The organism is Lacinutrix mariniflava (assembly GCF_001418015.1).
GTDB lineage: Bacteria > Bacteroidota > Bacteroidia > Flavobacteriales > Flavobacteriaceae > Lacinutrix > Lacinutrix mariniflava.
In genome coordinates this window covers 43567-64068 of sequence record NZ_LIQG01000027.1, presented here as the reverse complement: position 1 = coordinate 64068, position 20502 = coordinate 43567, and the positions used below count along the sequence as shown (strand labels likewise).

General features: G+C 32.8%; 23 protein-coding genes. 3 read left to right on the top strand and 20 right to left on the bottom strand.

Annotation, left to right across the window (positions count from 1 at the left end; translation table 11 throughout):
- Positions 1-3 precede the first annotated feature (3 nt).
- The 5 genes from ASC44_RS12790 to ASC44_RS12770 all read right to left on the bottom strand — a co-directional run bounded on the left by ASC44_RS12790 (position 4) and on the right by ASC44_RS12770 (position 4666).
- Positions 4-510 (bottom strand): T9SS type A sorting domain-containing protein, encoded by a 507-nt coding sequence (locus tag ASC44_RS12790; protein WP_083476301.1) that lies wholly within the window; start codon positions 508-510, stop codon positions 4-6.
- 179 nt (positions 511-689) lie between these two features.
- Positions 690-1772, bottom strand: coding sequence for a bifunctional 3-deoxy-7-phosphoheptulonate synthase/chorismate mutase type II (locus ASC44_RS12785; protein ID WP_055448021.1), 1083 nt, complete (start codon positions 1770-1772; stop codon positions 690-692).
- A gap of 76 nt (positions 1773-1848) precedes the next feature.
- Entirely contained in the window at positions 1849-2703 is an 855-nt protein-coding gene (locus ASC44_RS12780) for a prephenate dehydrogenase (protein ID WP_055448020.1), read from the bottom strand.
- Complete coding sequence (locus ASC44_RS12775; RefSeq protein WP_083476300.1) at positions 2700-3842, bottom strand: pyridoxal phosphate-dependent aminotransferase; 1143 nt, start codon at positions 3840-3842, stop codon at positions 2700-2702. Before ASC44_RS12775 ends, ASC44_RS12780 begins: the two co-directional genes overlap by 4 nt.
- Entirely contained in the window at positions 3839-4666 is an 828-nt protein-coding gene (locus tag ASC44_RS12770; protein WP_055448018.1) for a prephenate dehydratase, read from the bottom strand. Before ASC44_RS12770 ends, ASC44_RS12775 begins: the two co-directional genes overlap by 4 nt.
- A 308-nt stretch (positions 4667-4974) precedes the next feature.
- On the opposite strand from ASC44_RS12770, the gene gldA reads away from it, so the two are divergent.
- The 3 genes from gldA (at position 4975) to ASC44_RS12755 (ending at position 6938) form a co-directional block, all read left to right on the top strand.
- Positions 4975-5868, top strand: coding sequence for a gliding motility-associated ABC transporter ATP-binding subunit GldA (gldA, locus tag ASC44_RS12765; RefSeq protein WP_055448017.1), 894 nt, complete (start codon positions 4975-4977; stop codon positions 5866-5868).
- 102 nt (positions 5869-5970) lie between these two features.
- Positions 5971-6534, top strand: a complete 564-nt coding sequence (locus ASC44_RS12760) for a Crp/Fnr family transcriptional regulator (protein WP_055448016.1) — start codon at positions 5971-5973, stop codon at positions 6532-6534.
- Positions 6535-6611: 77 nt separating this feature from the next.
- Complete coding sequence (locus ASC44_RS12755; RefSeq protein ID WP_055448015.1) at positions 6612-6938, top strand: DMT family transporter; 327 nt, start codon at positions 6612-6614, stop codon at positions 6936-6938.
- 283 nt (positions 6939-7221) lie between these two features.
- Here ASC44_RS12755 and ASC44_RS12750 read toward each other — a convergent pair whose 3' ends face one another.
- From ASC44_RS12750 to metF, 15 genes are all read right to left on the bottom strand, one after another.
- On the bottom strand, positions 7222-7965 hold the full coding sequence (locus tag ASC44_RS12750) for a head GIN domain-containing protein (protein ID WP_055448014.1): 744 nt from the start codon (positions 7963-7965) through the stop codon (positions 7222-7224).
- Between the two features lies 1 nt (position 7966).
- Positions 7967-9061: an acyloxyacyl hydrolase gene (locus tag ASC44_RS12745; RefSeq protein ID WP_055448013.1), complete on the bottom strand. Its 1095-nt coding sequence runs from the start codon at positions 9059-9061 to the stop codon at positions 7967-7969.
- Between the two features lie 66 nt (positions 9062-9127).
- A complete protein-coding gene (cysM, locus tag ASC44_RS12740) occupies positions 9128-10006 on the bottom strand; it encodes a cysteine synthase CysM (RefSeq protein WP_055448012.1) in 879 nt (292 codons plus the stop codon).
- A gap of 4 nt (positions 10007-10010) precedes the next feature.
- Positions 10011-10748: a serine O-acetyltransferase EpsC gene (gene epsC / locus ASC44_RS12735; protein ID WP_055448011.1), complete on the bottom strand. Its 738-nt coding sequence runs from the start codon at positions 10746-10748 to the stop codon at positions 10011-10013.
- 11 nt (positions 10749-10759) lie between these two features.
- Positions 10760-11089, bottom strand: coding sequence for a 2Fe-2S iron-sulfur cluster-binding protein (locus tag ASC44_RS12730; RefSeq protein ID WP_055448010.1), 330 nt, complete (start codon positions 11087-11089; stop codon positions 10760-10762).
- Complete coding sequence (locus ASC44_RS12725) at positions 11089-12138, bottom strand: NAD(P)/FAD-dependent oxidoreductase (protein WP_055448009.1); 1050 nt, start codon at positions 12136-12138, stop codon at positions 11089-11091. Before ASC44_RS12725 ends, ASC44_RS12730 begins: the two co-directional genes overlap by 1 nt.
- Before the next feature lies 1 nt (position 12139).
- Positions 12140-12721, bottom strand: a complete 582-nt coding sequence (locus ASC44_RS12720) for a precorrin-2 dehydrogenase/sirohydrochlorin ferrochelatase family protein (RefSeq protein ID WP_055448008.1) — start codon at positions 12719-12721, stop codon at positions 12140-12142.
- A gap of 5 nt (positions 12722-12726) precedes the next feature.
- Positions 12727-13509 (bottom strand): uroporphyrinogen-III C-methyltransferase, encoded by a 783-nt coding sequence (gene cobA / locus ASC44_RS12715; protein WP_055448007.1) that lies wholly within the window; start codon positions 13507-13509, stop codon positions 12727-12729.
- Positions 13510-13530: 21 nt separating this feature from the next.
- Positions 13531-15621, bottom strand: a complete 2091-nt coding sequence (locus tag ASC44_RS12710) for a HEPN domain-containing protein (RefSeq protein ID WP_055448006.1) — start codon at positions 15619-15621, stop codon at positions 13531-13533.
- 77 nt (positions 15622-15698) lie between these two features.
- A complete protein-coding gene (locus tag ASC44_RS12705) occupies positions 15699-16946 on the bottom strand; it encodes a sulfate adenylyltransferase subunit 1 (protein WP_055448005.1) in 1248 nt (415 codons plus the stop codon).
- 122 nt (positions 16947-17068) lie between these two features.
- Entirely contained in the window at positions 17069-17971 is a 903-nt protein-coding gene (gene cysD, locus ASC44_RS12700; protein ID WP_055448239.1) for a sulfate adenylyltransferase subunit CysD, read from the bottom strand.
- A gap of 10 nt (positions 17972-17981) precedes the next feature.
- Positions 17982-18596: a phosphoadenosine phosphosulfate reductase domain-containing protein gene (locus tag ASC44_RS12695; RefSeq protein WP_055448004.1), complete on the bottom strand. Its 615-nt coding sequence runs from the start codon at positions 18594-18596 to the stop codon at positions 17982-17984.
- The gene (locus tag ASC44_RS12690; RefSeq protein ID WP_055448003.1) at positions 18596-18847 is read right to left on the bottom strand and encodes a DUF2061 domain-containing protein; all 252 of its coding nucleotides are present in this window, start codon (positions 18845-18847) and stop codon (positions 18596-18598) included. Before ASC44_RS12690 ends, ASC44_RS12695 begins: the two co-directional genes overlap by 1 nt.
- 125 nt (positions 18848-18972) lie before the next feature.
- Entirely contained in the window at positions 18973-19383 is a 411-nt protein-coding gene (locus tag ASC44_RS12685) for an RrF2 family transcriptional regulator (RefSeq protein WP_055448002.1), read from the bottom strand.
- A gap of 25 nt (positions 19384-19408) precedes the next feature.
- Positions 19409-20365 carry a methylenetetrahydrofolate reductase [NAD(P)H] gene (metF, locus tag ASC44_RS12680; RefSeq protein WP_055448001.1) on the bottom strand — a complete coding sequence of 319 codons (957 nt, stop codon included), beginning with the start codon at positions 20363-20365 and terminating at the stop codon, positions 19409-19411.
- Positions 20366-20502: the final 137 nt, after the last annotated feature.

Sequence of the window (20502 nt, the reverse complement as noted above, 5' to 3'; positions counted from 1 at the left end):
AACCTAACCTCTAACTGCTTTTTTAGTAGCTAATCGTTTTCCATCTGCAATAATATTTACAATATAAACACCTGGTGGATATTGAGATAGATTAATCGTTATTTCACTTCGGCTATTTTGATATGAATTACTCAAAACAACCTGACCTGTTATTGAACTTACAGTTATTGCAATTGACTTATACTTTGCATCTAAATGTATTTTAAAAATGCCTTTTGCCGAAGGATTTGGATATAGCTGTATAGCATCAAGTTCTTTTTTATCTAAAGCAGCTTCTATTAACACATTCCTTATCGAGCAGTATGTGGTACAATTTGTATGAGTTGTTGATACAACCTCTCTATATCCACAGCCAATAGCGTCTTTTTTAGCTTTTATCCCATAAGCAACTAACTCAACCTCATCTAATGCATATACCTTAATCGGTTCTTCAGAAGTTTTAATTTCAGTTTGACTGTAATTCATAATCGGACAACTCATTGCTAAAAATAATAGTAAAATGTGTTTCATAAGCTTTCGTTTTTAAAGTTTAACCAAATCTATATTTAATTCAATTTCTATAAAACTTAAAATGAGTGAACACTACTTTTGGGTGAGTAAAAAGCAAAAAAAAAGAGTTTCAAAATATTGAAACTCTTTTTAACAGTTGTGTTGTTTAAAATATAAACAACTATTATAATAAAATTTAATTATCCTTTAATCACTTTTTCTTGATGATTTATAGACTCTTGGTGAACTGCTTTAAACAGTTTTAAAATAAATTCTTCACTTAAACCTTTCTCGTCTCCTTGAAGTACCATTTTACCCAAAATCTCGTTCCAACGTTTACTTTGTAAAACAGCAACATTTTTTTGTTTCTTTAATTGACCAATACCATCTGCTACTTGCATACGCTTGCCCATTAAATCTATAAGCTGATTATCTACAACATCTATTTGAGCTCTTAAATTAGTTAACTCTTTGTTGTACTCTGCTTCTGGATCTGTTTGCTTTCTAATTTTTAAATCCGTCATCATTTGAATCAATGCTGTAGGCGTTACTTGCTGTGCAGCATCACTCCATGCGTTATCGGGATCGAAATGCGTTTCTATCATTAATCCATCGAAATTAAGATCTAAAGCCGTTTGAGACACATCGAAAACCATATCTCGTTTTCCTGTAATATGCGAAGGGTCGTTAATTAATGGTAAATCTGGAAATCTGTTTTGAAACTCGATAGCTATTTGCCATTCTGGAATGTTTCTATACTTCGTTTTCTCGTAAGTAGAGAAACCTCTGTGTATTGCACCTAAATTTTTAATACCTGCAGTATATAATCTTTCAATTCCACCTAACCATAAAGCTAAATCTGGATTTACTGGATTCTTAACTAAAACAATTTTGTCTGTTCCAGCTAAAGCATCTGCTAATTCTTGCATGATAAATGGACTTACCGTAGAACGTGCTCCAATCCAAAGTAAATCTACATCATTCTCGATTGCTAACTTTACGTGTGCTGCATTTGCAACTTCTGTACAGGTTTTCATTCCTGTTTCTTCCTTTACTTTTTTAAGCCAATTTAAACCTAAAGCACCAACACCTTCAAACATTCCTGGACGTGTACGTGGTTTCCAAATACCTGCTCTAAAATAACTAACATCTGTATCTTTAAGCTCGTGAGCGATTTTTAAAACTTGTTCTTCCGTCTCTGCACTACATGGTCCAGCGATCACTAATGGATGATCTAACGCCATGTCAGTCAACCAGTTTCTCATTTCTTTTTTGTTTTCCATAATCCTACTTTTTATTGTACTTATAAAGTTAAATATTGAAACGAATTCAATACAATATCCTTACAAGAAATTGATGTTATTTTATTCCGTTTAATATTTGTTTAATATAATTTGTGTCTTTCATTTCATTAAAAACACCTTCAAAATCGTCGTTTTGCATTCTATTTTTAAACTGTGTTAGATTAGCAATGTACCCTTCTAAGCTTTCAATAACATTATGTTTATTTTGCTTAAAAATAGGTGTCCACATGGCTGGAGAACTTTTTGCTAGCCTTACTGTGCTTTCAAATCCCGAACCTGCCATATCGAAAATATCACGTTCGTTCCTTTCTTTTTCTATTACTGTTTTACCAAGCATAAATGCACTAATGTGTGATAAATGCGATACGTATGCAATGTGCTTATCGTGTGCCTCTGGGTTCATGTAACGCATTCTCATACCAATTTCTGAGAACAAGCTTAATGCTTTTTCTTGAAGCTTAAATGCTGTTTTTTCTACTTCACACACAATATTTGTTTTATGTTGAAATAAATTTAGAATAGCCGCTTTAGGTCCAGAAAACTCTGTTCCCGCTATAGGATGCATGGCTAAAAAATTTCTTCTTTTTGGATGATTTTCTACCACTTTACAAATGTCTGACTTGGTAGAACCAACATCTACAACTAAACCAAAATCTGAAATCTTATCTAAAACCTCTGGTAATAATTTTACTGCGGCATCTACAGGAATAGATAATATTACCAAATCTGCTTTATCTAAATCGTCTAAAGTTGCTTTAGCATCTATAACATTTAATTCTATTGCTTCATTTAAATGTTGCTCGCTGTTATCTATACCGTAAACAGTTGCATCTGGCCGTTTTTTCTTTATATCTAAAGCCAAACTACCACCTATTAAACCAACTCCTATTATGTAAATATTATTTATCATACTCTTGCAATTGCTGCTTCTAATTCTATTACTGTGGCACATAGAGAAAAACGTACATATCCTTCACCTTGACTACCAAAAATAGTTCCTGGTGTAATAAAAATATTATGGTTTTTTAATAGATTATCTATAAATTCTTCGGATTTAAAAAATGGTGGCAACTTTGCCCAAACAAATAATCCACTTGCATCTTTATCGAAAGTACAGTTTAATTTAGTTGCTAATTCCCAAACTAATTTACGGCGCTTCTCGTAGATACTATTTAAGCTTACAAACCACATTTTTGATGAGTTTAAAGCTTCAATAGCTCCTTTTTGTATGCCATAAAACATACCAGAATCCATGTTACTCTTTACTTTTAAAACAGCAGTTAGCAAGTCGTGATTACCAAGTAACATACCAACTCTCCAGCCAGCCATATTAAATGTTTTGCTTAAAGAGTTTAACTCTAAACACACATCTTTAGAACCTTCTACACTAAGAATACTTAATGGTTCTTGGTTTAAAATAAAACTATACGGATTATCATTCACTAATAAAATATCATGCTTTTTAGCAAATGCAATTAGTGTTTTAAATACTGCTTTAGTCGCTTTTGCTCCCGTTGGCATATGTGGATAATTTAACCACATAATCTTTACTTTACTTAAATCTTGTTTTTCAAGCTCTTCTATATTTGGGCACCAATTATTTTCTTGATCTAAATTGTAGAAAATTGGCTCTGCCTCTAATAATTTAGTAACCGAAGTGTATGTAGGATATCCAGGATTTGGTATTAAAACCGCATCGCCTTTATTTAAAAAAGCCATAGAAATATGCATAATTCCTTCCTTACTTCCCATAAGTGGCAATACCTCTGTTGCCGCACTAACACTTACTTGAAAATGGTTTTTATAAAAACCTGCAATCGCTTCTCGCAACTCTGGCAAACCTTGATAACTTTGATATTTATGAGCATTTGCTGACATAAAACTATCCGCAATAGCCGTAATTACTTTTCCAGGCGGTTGTAAATCTGGACTACCAATACCTAAGTTAATAATAGGTTTCCCTTGAGATATCAGGAAATTAACTTCCTTTAATTTCTTAGAAAAGTAGTACTCTTCAACGCTATGTAATCTATTTGCAACTTCCATTATTTCTTCGCGTTTTTATATTCTCCTAATACCTTTAAATGTGTTGCCATTATTTCTATAATTGCTTTTGCCTTTTCAAAATCTTGATAATTATTAAAAGTAACATCTACAAAAAAGGCATAAAGCCATGGTGTTTCAATTTTAGGCAGAGATTGTATTTTTGTTAAATTTAGCTTGCAATCACTCATTACATTAAGTATTGCAGCTAGACTTCCTCGTTTGTGATCAAGTTCGAACTTAATTGAGGCTTTATTTATTTCAGTTTTACTAATTTGAGAACTGTTTTGCTTTACAATAGCGAATCTAGTTTCGTTGTGTTTAATGGTCTGTATGCTTTCAGCTATAATATCTAATTCAAATATTGAAGCTGCTAAACTACTTGCTATTGCAGCAATACCTTTTAAGTTTTTATCTTGAATTCGTTTAGCAACATCGGCCGTATCCTTATCTTCAATTAATTTTATATGTGGATAATTTTTGAAGAATGTTTTACATTGTAACAATGCCATTGGATGTGAATGCACCTCTTTTATATCTTCAATACTTTGATTGGGCAATGCCATTAAATTATGTTGAATATCTAAATAATACTCACCAACCATATGAAGGTTATGTGTATCTATTAATGCATAATTTGGTATAATTGAACCTGCGATAGAGTTTTCTAAGGCCATAATTGCAACTTCGCTTTCTCCTGAAAGTAAGGCTTCTACGGTTTCGTCGAAAGACAAACATTCGTTTACCGCGGTATCTTCTCCAAAGTAGTCTTGTGACACGATGTGATGAAAAGACCCTCTAATTCCTTGTATGGCTACTGTTTTAATCAAAATTCTATTTCTTTTTAAAATTATTATATAAAAAAAGTCTCGATAAAATTATCGAGACTTAGTTTAAATATATGTGTATTAAAATTACATATAAGTAGTCTCGTTCTTTTCGCTAAAAAAGAAATAAAACCAGCTGTAATATGTAATTTGAAATGTTTTCATAATAATTATGGTGCTAAAGTAAATAATTATTTTACAAATCAAAATACTAAAGCATGAATTTTAAGCTTTTAGCTAAAGATTTAAAGATTTCTATACAAAGCCTTGTTTAAATTACAGAATGTTTATTTTTGAAGAAAGAATATAAGATGTCTATAAAGGTTGAAAATATAACGAAGATTTATGGTGAACAAAAAGCGCTTAACAATGTGTCTTTTGAAGTTAATAAGCCCGAAATTGTTGGATTTCTAGGACCAAATGGTGCTGGAAAGTCTACAATGATGAAAATATTAACCACTTTTATTAGCCCAACAGAAGGTCAAGCAGCTGTAAACGGACACGATATTTTATCTCAAGCCAAACAAGTACAACAAAGTGTTGGTTACTTACCAGAGCACAATCCATTATACTTAGAGCAATACGTTCGTGAATACTTAGCTTTTAATGCAGATGTTTATAAGGTTAGTAAATCTAGAATTGAAGAGGTTATTGAGCTTACAGGTTTAGCGCCTGAGGCCCATAAAAAAATAAGCCAATTATCTAAAGGATATAGACAGCGTGTTGGTTTAGCAAATGCTTTATTACATAATCCAGACGTTTTAATTCTCGATGAACCTACTACTGGTTTAGATCCTAATCAATTAGTGGAAATAAGACAGTTAATAAAATCTATAGGTAAAGAAAAAACAGTGTTTCTTTCTACGCATATTATGCAGGAGGTTGAAGCCATGTGCGATCGCGTTATTATTATTAATAAAGGTGAAATTGTAGCGAATAAAAAACTTACAGAACTTCGTGACGGACAAGAGCAAACCGTTATTGTTGAGTTTGACTATAGAGTTGAAGATGCTTTTTTACTAAAATTACCTAATGCTAAAAGCGTTAAAAATACACATGATTTTATTTACGAAATTATCTTTTCTACTAAAGAAGATATGCGTTCACATGTGTTTGATTTTGCACATGATAATGAATTGAAGATTCTACAGCTTAACCAGAAAAATGCTAGTTTAGAGAGCATGTTTAGGGAGTTGACTGCTTAGAACTAACGCTTTGAATAGTATTATAAAAAAATTATCTTTACGGGATATCGACAATAAAACTAACTATATAACGAGTTATGCGCAATACAAAAACAGATTCAAATGGAAATAGATGAAATTCTTGATGATATATATTTACTTCCTGAGAATTCTAAATTAGCATTAAAAAAAATAGTGTCAGAAATAAACCATAAAAAAGGTCATACACTTATAAAGGCAAACAAAATTGAAAAGTATATATATTTCATTAAAAAGGGAATTGTAAGAGCTTACGTAAATTATGATGGTATTGAAATAACCTTTTGGTTTGGCAAAGAAGGCCAAACGGTTGTTTCTATGAAGAGTTATGTTGAGAGCAAAGCTAGTTACGAAAATATTTCGCTTTTAGAAGATTGTGAAATGTATCAATTAAAAGCTGATGAATTGAAAATTTTATATAAAAAAGATGTTCATATTGCAAATTGGGGAAGAAAATTTGCCGAGAAAGAACTAATTAAAACTGAAGAAAGACTTATTAATAGAGAGTTTAAAACAGCTAAAGAAAAATATAGTGATTTATTAAAATATAACTCGGACTTAATTAAAAGAGTCAAATTAGGGTATTTAGCTTCTTACCTTGGTATTACACAGGTTAGTTTAAGTAGAATTAGAGCTAAAATTAATTAATAATGTTTTTTAACATTTGTAAAAAGACAACTTAATTTATAATATAATCTTTGTCAAATATTTAAAAAGAATTTATTATGAATTGGATAATTTTAGTTATTGCAGGTTTGTTTGAGGTGCTATTTGCATTTTGTTTAGGTAAAGCTAAAGAATCTTCTGGAAATGAGGTTTATTGGTGGTATGGTGCTTTTTTAATCTGTTTAGGAATTAGTATGACTTTACTAATCAAAGCAACTCAAACATTACCATTAGGAACAGCATATGCCGTCTGGACTGGAATTGGTGCAGTTGGAACAGTTTTATTAGGAATTTTAATATTTAAAGACCCTGTTAATTTATGGAGAATCGTTTTTATTTTAATGCTTATTTTTTCAATAATTGGACTAAAATTTGTCTCAAATTAAGATTATTAAAGTACAACGCATAACATGCGTATATAACAAATAGAAATCGATGAAATGCACTTCTAAATTTAGATTTCGAGTAAACCAACCGAGTAAGCGCGTTAAGGATTGATGCGGCATCCTTTGTGCTATATAAAAAAACACAAATTTAAATTAATGTCCTCGCTTTGTAAAATGAGATCTCAAATCAAGTTTGAAACTGCTTAGCAGAAAGATATAGCGGAAAGCCTGACGTTTTTAAGCTTTTTCGGCTTAAAAAGGGAACGCCATAGTTACATGAATTTTACTCGAAAATTACACGACCATCAAAAAGCTCGTTTACTACTATAGTTGGAGGTGTGTTTACAGAAATAACGTTTCCTGTACTTACTAAACTTCCTTTTAAGGATACTTGCGGATTTACAGTAATATCGTTAGAGCCACGATGGTAAATGGTAACATTATCTGCAATAAGGTTTCGGCCTTCAAATCGACCATCGCCAGAGGCATGATTAACGCGTAGGTTAGTTGTTGTTCCAGAAATATAAACTGTGGTTGTATTATTAATTACTACAGAGATATTTGTTGCGTTTACTTCGAGATTAAAAATACCATTATTATAGAAATCGCCAGAATCGTCTTCGCTTAATAATGCTAAATCTGGATAATTTAAAACACCATTACTTCGTACTGTAAATTGGCTACTGTTCCTTATTTTAGTTAGATTAGGAGCACTAACATATACTTTAGTTAAACCGTAATCTCTTGTAAGATTACAGCCGTTATTGTCGTTTATTAACAATCTACCATTTTCAACTACTGCCGTTACTTCATCAATTAAATTCTCGCCTGTTTCTACTTTTACAGTGTAATCTAGCCCATCTGTAACGATTAATTCTATGTTTTTAAAAACGGTGATTTCTGTAAATGGTGTTACTATAATTTCTTTTTCAATTATATCTCCTGCATTTTTAAAACAATCTGGTGCGTTATCGTTATCGCAACTTGCAAAAAGTAATATTATAAATATGTATGCTATTTTTTTCATCTTATAATCGTATTCCAATTCCTAATTCTACTGCTTCTGCTTTGGCTCCATGAGATTTTAAAGTTAGTGCTCCATAAATTTTATCTCCAAAATAGCGTTTTAGCCCTACTCTGTTATACACACGACCTTCGAAATCGAAAGGATAATATACATAATAACCCAATTGTGTTATTAGTGATGTTTTACTAATAAATAGTTCGTGCCCAACAAAGATACCAACACGCTTATAATCTTCATCTCCACTTACATTATCTTCAGGAAAAGCGACGGCTTTATATTGTATATGTTTTTTTAGAAAATTCGAGAAAAACACATCTGTTCCCACTTGAATAGCACTTTTTCTATTTAATCGTTTATCTGCATAAGCAGATACAACATAAAAAGCGTACTGCCCTGTATTTATAACATCGCTTTCGTTTACTCCTGTTCTAAAGGCAACGTTATACTTTATTTTTTCTTTAAAAAATTTCTCTTCGGTTGATGGAATATATTCTGTTGGATTTTCGGAATCAAAAATATAATTTGCTCCTATATTAAAAGCGATACTATTTATAGAACTATTTGGTGCCTTTACGTTTGCATTAGAATAGTGAATTAAAGAAAAACCAGCTTGAAGACCTATGCCTTTAAAAATATTTTCCTTTTTATAGTTTAACATTAAATAAGTGGAACTTAATAAGTGTGATCCAAAAGCATTGTTTCTAAAATTCTCAACCTTATCATAAGGCGTATCATTATAAGCAAGACCTTGACCTATGCGAAACATAACATTCCGTTTAAAAAAGTAAAAATTATAGTGTGCATAGACTCCTATGTTTTCGCTTAAAAACTCATTATTAAATTTTTGATAGATAATTGATGCTCCAAAATCGGGATAATTAAATCTACTTTCCCAAGCTTTTTTACCAAAAGTTTTTTGATTAAAACTTAATAAAACACCAGAAGGATGACCAGTAATTAAATGTGAAATATCGGTATTGTGTTCTGCTATATTTCCATAGAAATAATTAACATCTATGGTAAAAGGATCTTTTTCTTCTTGAGCAGAAATACTGATAGAAAAAAATAGAATATAAGCGTAAAGTAAATACCTCATCAAGCAAATTTGTTAGAAGGCAAAAGTAAACTAAATATTACTTATTAGATTATAATTTTCAAGTGCTTAATCGAATAAGGTAGAAGACAGGTAACGATCACCTCTATCGCAAACAATGGCAACCACAACGCCTTGGTCTAAGTTTTCTATTAATTTTAAGGCTGTTGCTACAGATCCTCCACTGCTCATGCCTGCAAAAACACCTTCTTCTCTAGCTAAACGCTTGGTCATAGCAGCAGCTTCTTCTTGGCTTACTTCTATTACTTGATCCACTTTTAATGGATTAAAAATACTTGGCACATAGTCTGGCGACCATTTTCGAATACCAGGAATTCTTGAACCATCCATAGGTTGCGCTCCAATAATTTGAATGTTTTTATTCTGTTCTTTTAAAAACGTAGAGGTTCCCATTATGGTTCCTGTTGTGCCCATTGCCGAGACAAAATGAGTAACTTCACCTTTCGTGTCTTTCCAGATTTCTGGTCCTGTTGTTTTGTAGTGTGCTTTCCAGTTATCGTCGTTCTCGAACTGATTTAATAAAAGGTATCCTTTTTCGTCTCGCATTTTAAAGGCGATATCTCTAGAACCTTCAATACCTCTGTCTGATGCTGTTAAAATAACCTCAGCTCCATAAGCTCGCATTGTTTTTACACGTTCTATTGTAGAGTTTTCTGGCATGACTAAAGATATTTTTATACCAAATAGACTTGCTACATAAGCTAAAGCAATACCTGTGTTACCACTTGTAGCTTCGACTAAATGACCTCCTTTTTTTATGTCACCTCGCTTTACGGCTTCGGCAATCATATTATAAGCTGGTCTATCTTTAACGCTTCCGCCTGGATTATTACCTTCTAACTTTAGATATAGCTTAACATTAGGTTTAGACACTAAATTTGAAGCTTCTACTAAAGGTGTGTTTCCTATTTGTTTTAAAATACTCATAACGTTATCTTTTTGTTATTTTAATATCTGACTTGTAGGTAACAATAGAATTTTCTGGAATAGACTTAGTGATCCAAACATTTGCACCAATAATACTATTTTTACCGATTACAACATCTCCTCCTAAAACAGTAGCATTCGCATATATTGTAACATGATCATTAATTGTAGGATGCCTTTTAGTGTTTGCTAATGCTTTTTCTACTGTAATTCCTCCTAAAGTTACGCCTTGATAAATAACAACATGATTATGTATTAATGCAGTCTCACCAATAACAACTCCAGTGGCATGATCTATAAAAAACGAATGCCCAATGGTTGCTCCTGGATGAATATCTGTACCTGTTACTCCATGTGCATATTCTGAAATCATACGTGGTAAAACAGGAATATCTATTTGCCATAAAATATGACTTATGCGATACATGGCAATAGCATAAAAACCTGGATATGCTAAGTATACCTCTCTAACACTTTTAGCAGCCGGATCGTTATTATATGCAGCTTCTGCATCTAATTGCAATTTTGGTTTTAATGCTTTAATTCCGATTACAAATTGCTCCCATTTTGTATTACAAATACCACAATCTAAGGCTTTAGATATATAAAAAAAGGACTCCTTAATATTCTTAAGGAGTTCTATTTGTTTATCTGAAGATTCTAATGCGCAATAGAATAATTCTTTTGCGAGTTCTTCTACTTTTTCTTTAAACCTAAATGGAATTTGCAATGTCTCTTGCATCTTATTATTATTTAAACTTCTGGAGCCAATTCTATTTCTAAATTATGTAAAGCATCTGTAATAGGAATTTGACAACTTAATCTACTGTTATCTTTTACGTTGAAAGCTTCAGACAACATAGCATCCTCATCGTCTTCCATTGCATTAATTTCGTTATCCGAATTCACATAACATTGGCACGAAGCGCACATGGCCATACCTCCACAAATACCAACGGTTCCTTCTGGAGCTAACTCGTAAGAACGAATAACCTCCATAACATTCATTGCCATATCTGTAGGTGCTAAAACACTATGTTTTTTGCCTTCGCGATCTGTAATATGTAAAGTAACATCTTCCATTATACTATAGCCTTTACAACTGCTTTTGGTGATTCTTTTCGTGTTCCATCAAATCCATCTATACCACTTACTGTAGTATATTTTAAAACAAACTTCTTGCCTGGATTTAATATTTTATATGCAGATTGACACATTAATGTTGCTTCATGAAATCCACAAAGAATTAATTTTAGTTTCCCTTCATATGTATTAACATCACCAATAGCAAAGATACCTGGAATATTTGTTTGGTAGTCTACTGTATTTACTTTTATTGCATTTTTTTCGATCTCTAATCCCCAATCTCCAATTGGACCAAGCTTTGGCGACAATCCAAATAATGGAATAAAATGATCTGCTTCTAATTCTATAATTTCATCTCCTTTAGATAAAGTAATACCTTCGATATGGTTTTCGCCTTTTAAGCCAACAACTTCTGCTGGTGTGATTAAGTTTATCTTATTTAAAAGCTTTAATTCTTGCACTTTTTCTACAGAATCTAATGCGCCCCTAAACTCGTTTCTTCTATGTACTAAAGTAACTTCTGACGCAACATCTGCTAGAAAAATAGACCAATCTAATGCAGAATCTCCACCTCCAGCAATCACAACTTTTTTATCTCTGTAAACTTCAGGATCTTTAATAAAGTAATTAACACCTTTATCTTCATACTTCTCGATTCCTTCTAATTTAGGTTTTCTAGGCTCAAAACTACCTAAACCTCCTGCAATAGCAACAATTGGAGCATGATGTTGTGTACCTTTATTTGTTGTAACAATAAAACTACCATCTTCTTGCTTTTCTATCGTTTCTGCACGTTCTCCTAAAGTAAAACCAGGTTGAAATTGCTTGCCTTGCTCTAATAGGTTACCTGTTAAATCTCCGGCTAATATTTCTGGAAAACCAGGAATATCGTAAATAGGTTTTTTGGGATATAATTCGGAACATTGACCACCAGGTTGTGGTAATGCATCAATTAAATGGCACTTTAATTTTAACAATCCTGCTTCAAATACAGTAAATAAACCTGTTGGTCCTGCTCCTATTATTAATATATCTGTTTTAATCATACTATTTTATTTTTTCTACTAAGCCTTTAGTAAATTCATTTAATGTCTCCACTTTTTGTTCAAAATCTCCTTTTATAGTTTTTCTATAAACATTAAGATTTTTTACTAAATCGTCTATATTTTCTGGTATTACGTCTTCAAAAAACTGACGTAATCGTTTTGCTGTAGTTGGTGATTTTCCATTAGTCGAAATGGCAACTTTTACATTACCTTTTGTTACAATGCCTCCCATATAAAAATCACAATATGGCGGATTATCGGCAACGTTTACTAATTTACTTTGCGCACGACAATCGTTATACACTTGCACATTAACTTCTGGAATATCTGTGGTTGCAACAACCATATGCTTTCCTTCGAGATAACTATCGTTATAAGTGTCCTTGATTCTTGTTACGCATCCTGTATCTGCTATTGCAATAGTCCCTTCTCTAAACATTGGAGAAACCATAGTTACATGTGCATCAGGACTCGATTTTAATAAAAATGTTAATTTTTCTTCAGCTACATTACCGCCACCCACAATAAGTACTTGCAGATTTTTAACCTTTAAAAAAATAGGATACAAATTATTCCTTTCCATATGTTCTAAGCTGAAATAGGTTGTGAAAATTGAGGTGCTTTATTTGCTTTTTCATAAACTGAAGATAAATCTACACGTTGATTAACCACTTCTCCAATAATAATGATTGCTGGAGTAGATAATTGCTTTTCTTCAACAATAGCTTCTATAGTATTAATAGTCCCAATGCCGACTTTCTCGTTTTCTCGTGTCCCATTTTGAATGATTGCAACTGCAGTATTTTGTTTTCCTTCCGAAGAAAAAATCTCTACAATTTCTGCTAGTTTTCCCATTCCCATTAAAATAACAACTGTTGCTGTAGATTTTGCCGCTAATGAAATATCGCTAGATATTTGATGTGATTTCGTTGTACCTGTAATCACCCAAAAACTTTCTGAGGCATTACGTTTAGTTAAAGGAATTCCTTGATAAGCTGGCACTGCTGCAGATGAAGAAATACCGGGAACAACCGCAATTTCTATGGCATATTCCTTAGCATAATCTAACTCTTCTGCTCCACGACCAAAAATAAAAGGATCACCTCCTTTTAAACGTACAACATGACCACATCTTAAAGCACGTTCTACTATTAACTCGTTTATTTGACTTTGTTGATACGCATAACATCCTTTTCGTTTTCCAACAAAAATAATTTCTGCTGTTTTAGATGCGTAGTCTAATAATTCATCGTTTACTAAAGCATCATACAAAATAACATCGGCAGATTGTATTGCTTTTATAGCTTTTAATGTTATTAAGTCTGGATCGCCTGGTCCGGCGCCAACAACTGTTAATTTTGGATTTATCATGGAACTTTATTTTTAATAGTATTAACTAGTAGCTACTGCTTTCTGTCTAAAACCTCTTACTTTTTCTAAAAACTGTTCTGCATTTTCTATGTAACGCAATGCAAATTCTTGAGTTGGAGCGTGTACTTTTATTTGATACACTAAATCTGAAAAAGAAACACCTAAGTCTATTTTTTTTGTATCGATAAACAACTCATTAAACTGACTGATTATACCTGCTTGTGTGTTTGTTTTAATGTCTTCTGATATTAATATCGCTTTCGCGGAATTAACCATCGAGCGATACGCTTCGTAGATTGCTCCAGAATAGACCTTGTTATCGAAAGACTGTTTTGCCTCTTCAATTTTTTCATCACTTTCAAGAAATAAAGTTGCAATTAAATCGATAACAACACCGGCACACTCTCCAACACCAATAGCTTTAACGTATTCTTCGTCGGTTCCCCAATCAATAAAATCGTCTTGTGTTAGATTGTCTACATTAGATAAATCTGTTAGTAGACTGTAAAAATACTTTTCACCTTTTTCTATATAATATTCCCCAAATGATTGGCCCTTTCCATTAGCTTCAAAATCATTAAGAATACGACGTAAAGCTTCTGGACCTCTTCTACTTGGTACTTTTACTACTTTATCTGCAAAATAAGCCTTACCATCTCCAAGGTTTGCGCCACCTAAAAGCACTTGTAATGCTGGTGCAACTAATTTATCTTTTGTACGAATAGACATCCCTTGAAAACCAATATTTGCCATATTATGTTGTCCACAAGCATTCATACAACCACTAATTTTAATGACTAAATCTTCGTTAGATAAGTATTGTGGATACTCTGCTTTTATAACACGTTCTAATTCTTCAGCAATTCCTGTACTGCTAGAAATACCTAAATTACAAGTATCTGTTCCTGGGCATGCTGTAATATCTACGGCTTTATTATAACCTGCTTCTGCAAAGCCTAATTTTTCTAATTCAGTATAGAAAAAGGTTAACAATTCTTCTTTAACAAAAGGAATTAATATGTTTTGTCTTAAACTTAATCTCACTTCTCCTGCTGCATATTGTTCTACTAAATCTGCTAATAATCGTGCTTTGTCCGTGTAGAAATCTCCTAATAATACTTTAATACCAATAGCAACATAACCGTCTTGCTTTTGTGGAATAACATTAGTTGCCTTCCATAAATTAAAAGCCTCTTGATCTTTTATCTCAACCTTTGGAGCTTCAATAGAAACTGGAGTTGAAGCGGTGTAATTAGCTTCGTCTATAGTAACTGTTTTAAATTCGATTGCATCTTGCTCTTCTTCAACTAAAGCTTTAAAAGCCTCTAAACCGATATCTTTTAATAAGAACTTCATTCTTGCTTTAGCACGACTTTTACGCTCGCCATAACGATCGAAAACTCTTAAAACACCTTCCATTAAAGGAATAATTTTATCTGAAGCTAAGAAACTATACATTTCGTCTGCATGTCTTGGTTGCGACCCTAAACCACCACCTAACATCACTTTAAAACCTTTTACACCATTTTCAATTTTAGCTATAAAACCTAAATCGTGCATGTACGATAAACCTGTATCTTCATCTGTACCAGAAAAAGACACTTTAAATTTTCTACCCATTTCTTGACAGATTGGGTTACGTAAAAAGAATTTAAAGATAGCATCGGCATAAGGAGAAACATCAAAAGGTTCGTCTTTATCTATACCTGCAGTTTCACTAGCTGTTACGTTTCTAACAACGTTACCACAAGCTTCACGTAAAGTAACATCGTCTCTTTCTAATTCTGCCCAAAGTTCTGGCGTACGATTTAAATCGACATAATGGATTTGAATATCTTGACGCGTAGTAATATGCAATCTACTTCTAGAATATTCGTCTGAAACCTCAGCAATACGACGTAATTGTTTACTTAACACTTTTCCGTAAGGTAGTTTTATACGAATCATCTGCACGCCTTCTTGACGCTGACCGTAAACACCACGTGCTAAACGTAAACTTCTAAATTTTTCTTCGTCAATTTTTCCGTTATGAAAAAGCTCAATCTTATTGGCTAAATCTATAATATCCTGTTCTACAATAGGATTTTCAATTTCTGTTCTAAAACTCTGCATGTCTTAATATGTAAATCCCATAGGGTTAATAGGATAATTAAAATATATTTTTATTTGTCGAAATATCGATTCAATTTTTATTGAATAAAACCTGCGCCTACAGTATTGTTAGATTTCGAATCGACTAGAATAAACGAGCCATTAGTTCTGTGATCTTTAAAAGCATCATAAAAAATAGGCTTGTTTAATTTAAAAGATACCGTTGCAATATCATTAATTGCTAAAGCTTCTACCGTGTCGTCAACACCAGAATAATCTGGATTAATTTTATGATGAATACGATCTACTTTTGCCAACACTTTATTTACACCATGTTGTACAATATATTTGTTACCTGCTTTTAGGTTTTGAGAATCCATCCAAGAAATGGTTGCTGTAAATTCTTTTTCTCTTTTTGGTAAATCGTTAGCTCTAACAATCATGTCTCCTCTGCTAATATTTACATCGTCTTTCAACGTAATTAATACTGATGAACGACGCGAAGCTGTTTGTACTTTCTTGTCGTAGAAAAGAATCTCTTTAATCTTAGACTTCGTTTCCGATGGTAAAATGACAACGTCATCTCCAACGCTTAACTCTCCACCATAAACTTTTCCTGCATAACCTCTAAAATCGTGAAACTCGTCTGTTTTTGGACGAATAACATATTGTACAGGATACCTAGGAGTTCCGACATTAAAGACATCTTGATTATCAATATTTTCTAAATTCTCTAATAATGTCTCGCCTTTATACCATGGTGTTTTATCAGATTTATTAACAACATTATCTCCCTTTAAAGCACTTACAGGAATAAATGTTATTTTCTGGTCTTGGTAGTCACGCTTACTCATTAAAGCTTCAAAATCTGCTTTTATGGCGTTATACTTTTCTTCAGAAAAATCTACTAAATCCATCTTATTAATGGCAACAATTACGGTTTTAATTCTCAGTAAATTATTAATAAAGAAATGACGATTAGTTTGCTCGATCACTCCTTTTCTTGCATCTATTAATACAATCGCAACTTGAGATGTCGAAGCTCCTGTAACCATATTTCTTGTATATTCTACATGACCTGGAGTATCTGCAATAATGTAACTTTTATTAGCCGTAGAAAAGTAAATATGTGCAACATCTATAGTAATACCTTGTTCTCTTTCTGCTACTAAACCATCTGTTGCTAAAGAGAAATCTAGATAATCGTAACCTAATTGCTTACTCTTTTTTTCTATCGCTTCTAACTTATCTGATGTTAATGACTTTGTATCGTAAAGCAATCTCCCAATTAGAGTACTCTTTCCATCATCTACACTTCCTGCTGTTGCTATTTTTAAAACTTCCATATCTATCTTAACCTTCCTAAATGGAAGGACTTCATTTTTTAATTCTTAATTTAAAATTACTTTTTGAGATTTCCGCAGTTTACACTGAGCGCAGTCGAAGTGCGGAAATAAAAAAAAGCGACTTAGAAATACCCTTGTTGTTTTCTTTTCTCCATTGCAGCTTCCGAACGTTTATCGTCTATTCTCGCTCCTCTTTCTGATATTGAAGATTCTCTAATCTCTTGTACTACACTAGAAATATCTGCTGCTTCAGACAATACAGCTGCAGTACAACTCATATCTCCAACAGTTCTAAAACGTACAATTCTTTCTACAACTTCTTCTTCATCATCTCTATAAACAACAGCATCGTCTGCAGACCAGATTAATCCGTCTCTTAAAAAAGTAGCTCTCGTATGCGCGAAATAAATAGATGGAATTTCTATTTGTTCTTTTTGAATATATGACCAAACGTCTAATTCTGTCCAGTTAGAAATAGGAAACACACGTACATTTTGACCTAACTCGATATTACCATTAAGCATATCGAATAACTCTGGACGTTGATTTTTTTCATCCCATTGCCCAAAATCATCTCTTACAGAGAAAATACGCTCTTTAGCTCTCGCTTTTTCTTCATCACGTCTTGCTCCACCAATACAAGCATCGAATTTAAACTCTTCGATAGCATCTAAAAGCGTAGTCGTTTGTAATTGATTTCTACTGGCATAACGTCCAGATTCTTCTTTTACTTTACCTTCATCTATAGAATCTTGAACATCTCTAACAATAAGCTCTAATCCTAACTCCTTAACTAAACGGTCTCTAAACTCTATCGTTTCAGGAAAATTATGACCCGTATCGATATGCATTAATGGAAACGGAATTTTAGCTGGATAAAATGCTTTTTGCGCCAAACGCACTAACGTGATGGAGTCTTTTCCGCCTGAAAACAAAAGCACTGGCTTTTCAAATTGAGCAGCAACTTCACGCATGATGTAAATAGCTTCGTTTTCTAACGGATTTATACTTGATGTATCTTTCATTTCTATATTTTTAGGCGTGTAATCCACACTCTCTATTTTCTAATTGTTTTGTTGGATCGAAGTATTTAAACTCGTTTGGCAAATTGTTTTCTTCTAAATAAACATCCAATTCTTTATCTGTCCAATTGTAAAAAGGACTCACTTTTACGACTCCATTTTTATCTTGAGACACAATATTTATACTGTCTCTAAAAGCCGTTTGACCTTTACGTAAATTTGTAAACCAAACATCTGGTTTGTGCTCAACCATAGCACGTTTAAAAGGCTCCAACTTTACCTGCTCTGTAAACACAGCATGTTTTGGATCGTTAATATCCGGAATACCTAAAACCACATCGCGATGCGCTGTCGTTTGTTTAGGCACATATAATTTAACATTAAGTTCTAATGCTTCAATTACTTCTTCGGCATGCTTATAGGTGTTAGGTGTATTGTAACCTGTATCGCACCAAACAACTTTAATATCTTTTTTAACGTCGCTTGTTACTTTTAAAATAGCAGCCTCATATGGTCTAAAATTAGTTGTTACCACAGGAGATTTTGCAAAATCAATTGCCCATTCCACTATTTCTTTTGGTGTTTTATCACCTAACTGTTTGTTTATTTTATCTAAATCTAAGCTCATTACTTTCCCCATTTAATTTTTTCCCATGCACGTTCGTGAAAGAAGTACAATACCATTTTAGACACTAACTCTATTCCTCCTATTGAGAAAGCCAATGCCATTGTTCCTGTAATTATATACGAAATAGTTACTGTAGTTATAGTTCCTACAGCTCTCCAACTAATCGTTTTTACTAAACTTCTTTTAATATTTTCTGAGGACGTTTGTTCTTCTTTCTCCAAACTTACTTCCGAATTTATTACGTTTTCCATACTATCCTTTTATATTTAATCTAATTACCCTATAGGTTTAGTAGGATAAAGTGCAAACTTATAGATTATTAATCTAGAAATCAAGTATAATAATTAAAAAATTAGGTGTTAAAACTGAGAATCTGCTAATTAGACAAATCGGCAAGCGTAGTATTTCTAAAAATCTCTAGAGTATTATCTCTTACTTTAAGCATTATTTTATTGACTGCACAGGCATTTTCGTCTGGACAATCTTGACACTTTTCGTAAAAGTTTAAACTCACGCAAGGTATCATTGCTATCGGACCTTCGAGAACTCTCATAACTTCCGTCATAGGAATATCTTTAGGGTCTTTTAATAAATAATAACCACCACCTTTTCCTTTTTTAGAGCCTAATAATCCATTTTTACGAAGTGACAGTAAAATGGTTTCTAAAAATTTTAAAGAAATATTTTCACTTTCAGAAATCGTCGCAATTCTTACAGGAACATGTGTTTCCTGTTTCGCTAAATAGGTTAGCGCCTTAATTCCGTATTTTGTTTTCTTAGAAAGCATGTTACAAAAGTAACTCTTTTTCTATTTAAAAAAGGGCAGACGCTATGCTCTTTACATTATCACTTTTTCCCATAGAATAATAGTGTAAGATCGGTACTCCCGCTTTTTCCAATTCTTTAGATTGCTGTATTGCCCACTCCACTCCAACCTGTCTTACTTGTTTATTATCTTTACATTTAATAATCTCTTTTATTAAGGCTTCAGGTAAATCCACATGAAAGCGATGCGGTATTATATTGAGTTGTTTCCTTGTCGATATCGGTTTTAAACCAGGAATTATTGGTACTGTAATTCCTTCTTTTCTACATTTATCGACAAACTGAAAATACTTCTCGTTATCAAAAAACATTTGTGTAACAATATACTCAGCACCATTTTTTATCTTCTTTTTAAGAAAATGAATATCGCTATCTAGACTTGGTGCTTCCATGTGTTTTTCTGGATAGGCGCCCACACCAATGCAAAAATTAGTTGCCGAACAGTTTTGCAAGTCCTCATCTAAATACACAGCCTTATTCAAATCCGAAATCTGAGACACCAACTCACTCGCATAATGATGTCCTTCCTTTTCTGGTGTAAAATACGTTTCTGTTTTCACAGCATCTCCTCGTAAAGCCACCACGTTATCGATACCTAAAAAATCTAAATCTATTAAAAAATTCTCAGTATCCTCTCTACTAAAACCACCACACAAGATATGCGGTATGGCATCTACATTGTATTTATTCTGGATTGCAGCGCAAATACCTACCGTTCCAGGTCGTTTTTTTACCACTTGTTTTTTTAATAAACCGTCGCCTAAATTCTTGTAAACATATTCTTCGCGATGATACGTTACGTCTATAAAAGGCGGATTAAACTCCATTAAAGGATCTATATTATTAAATATAGATTGAATGTGTTGCCCTTTTAATGGCGGTAAAATTTCGAAAGAAAATTGTGTTTTCCCTTTTCCTTTAGTTATGTGATCTGTTACTTTCATAGTATTTCCCACGAAAGTGGAAGTCTTATTAAATTATTATTTATTTCTATTTGGGCGTTACCTAAAGGTCGGGCTTTCGGCAGTCGCTCTCTGCGAGGAGCTTCAACAAACGCCTTAATCCCTAACGCACTAATCAG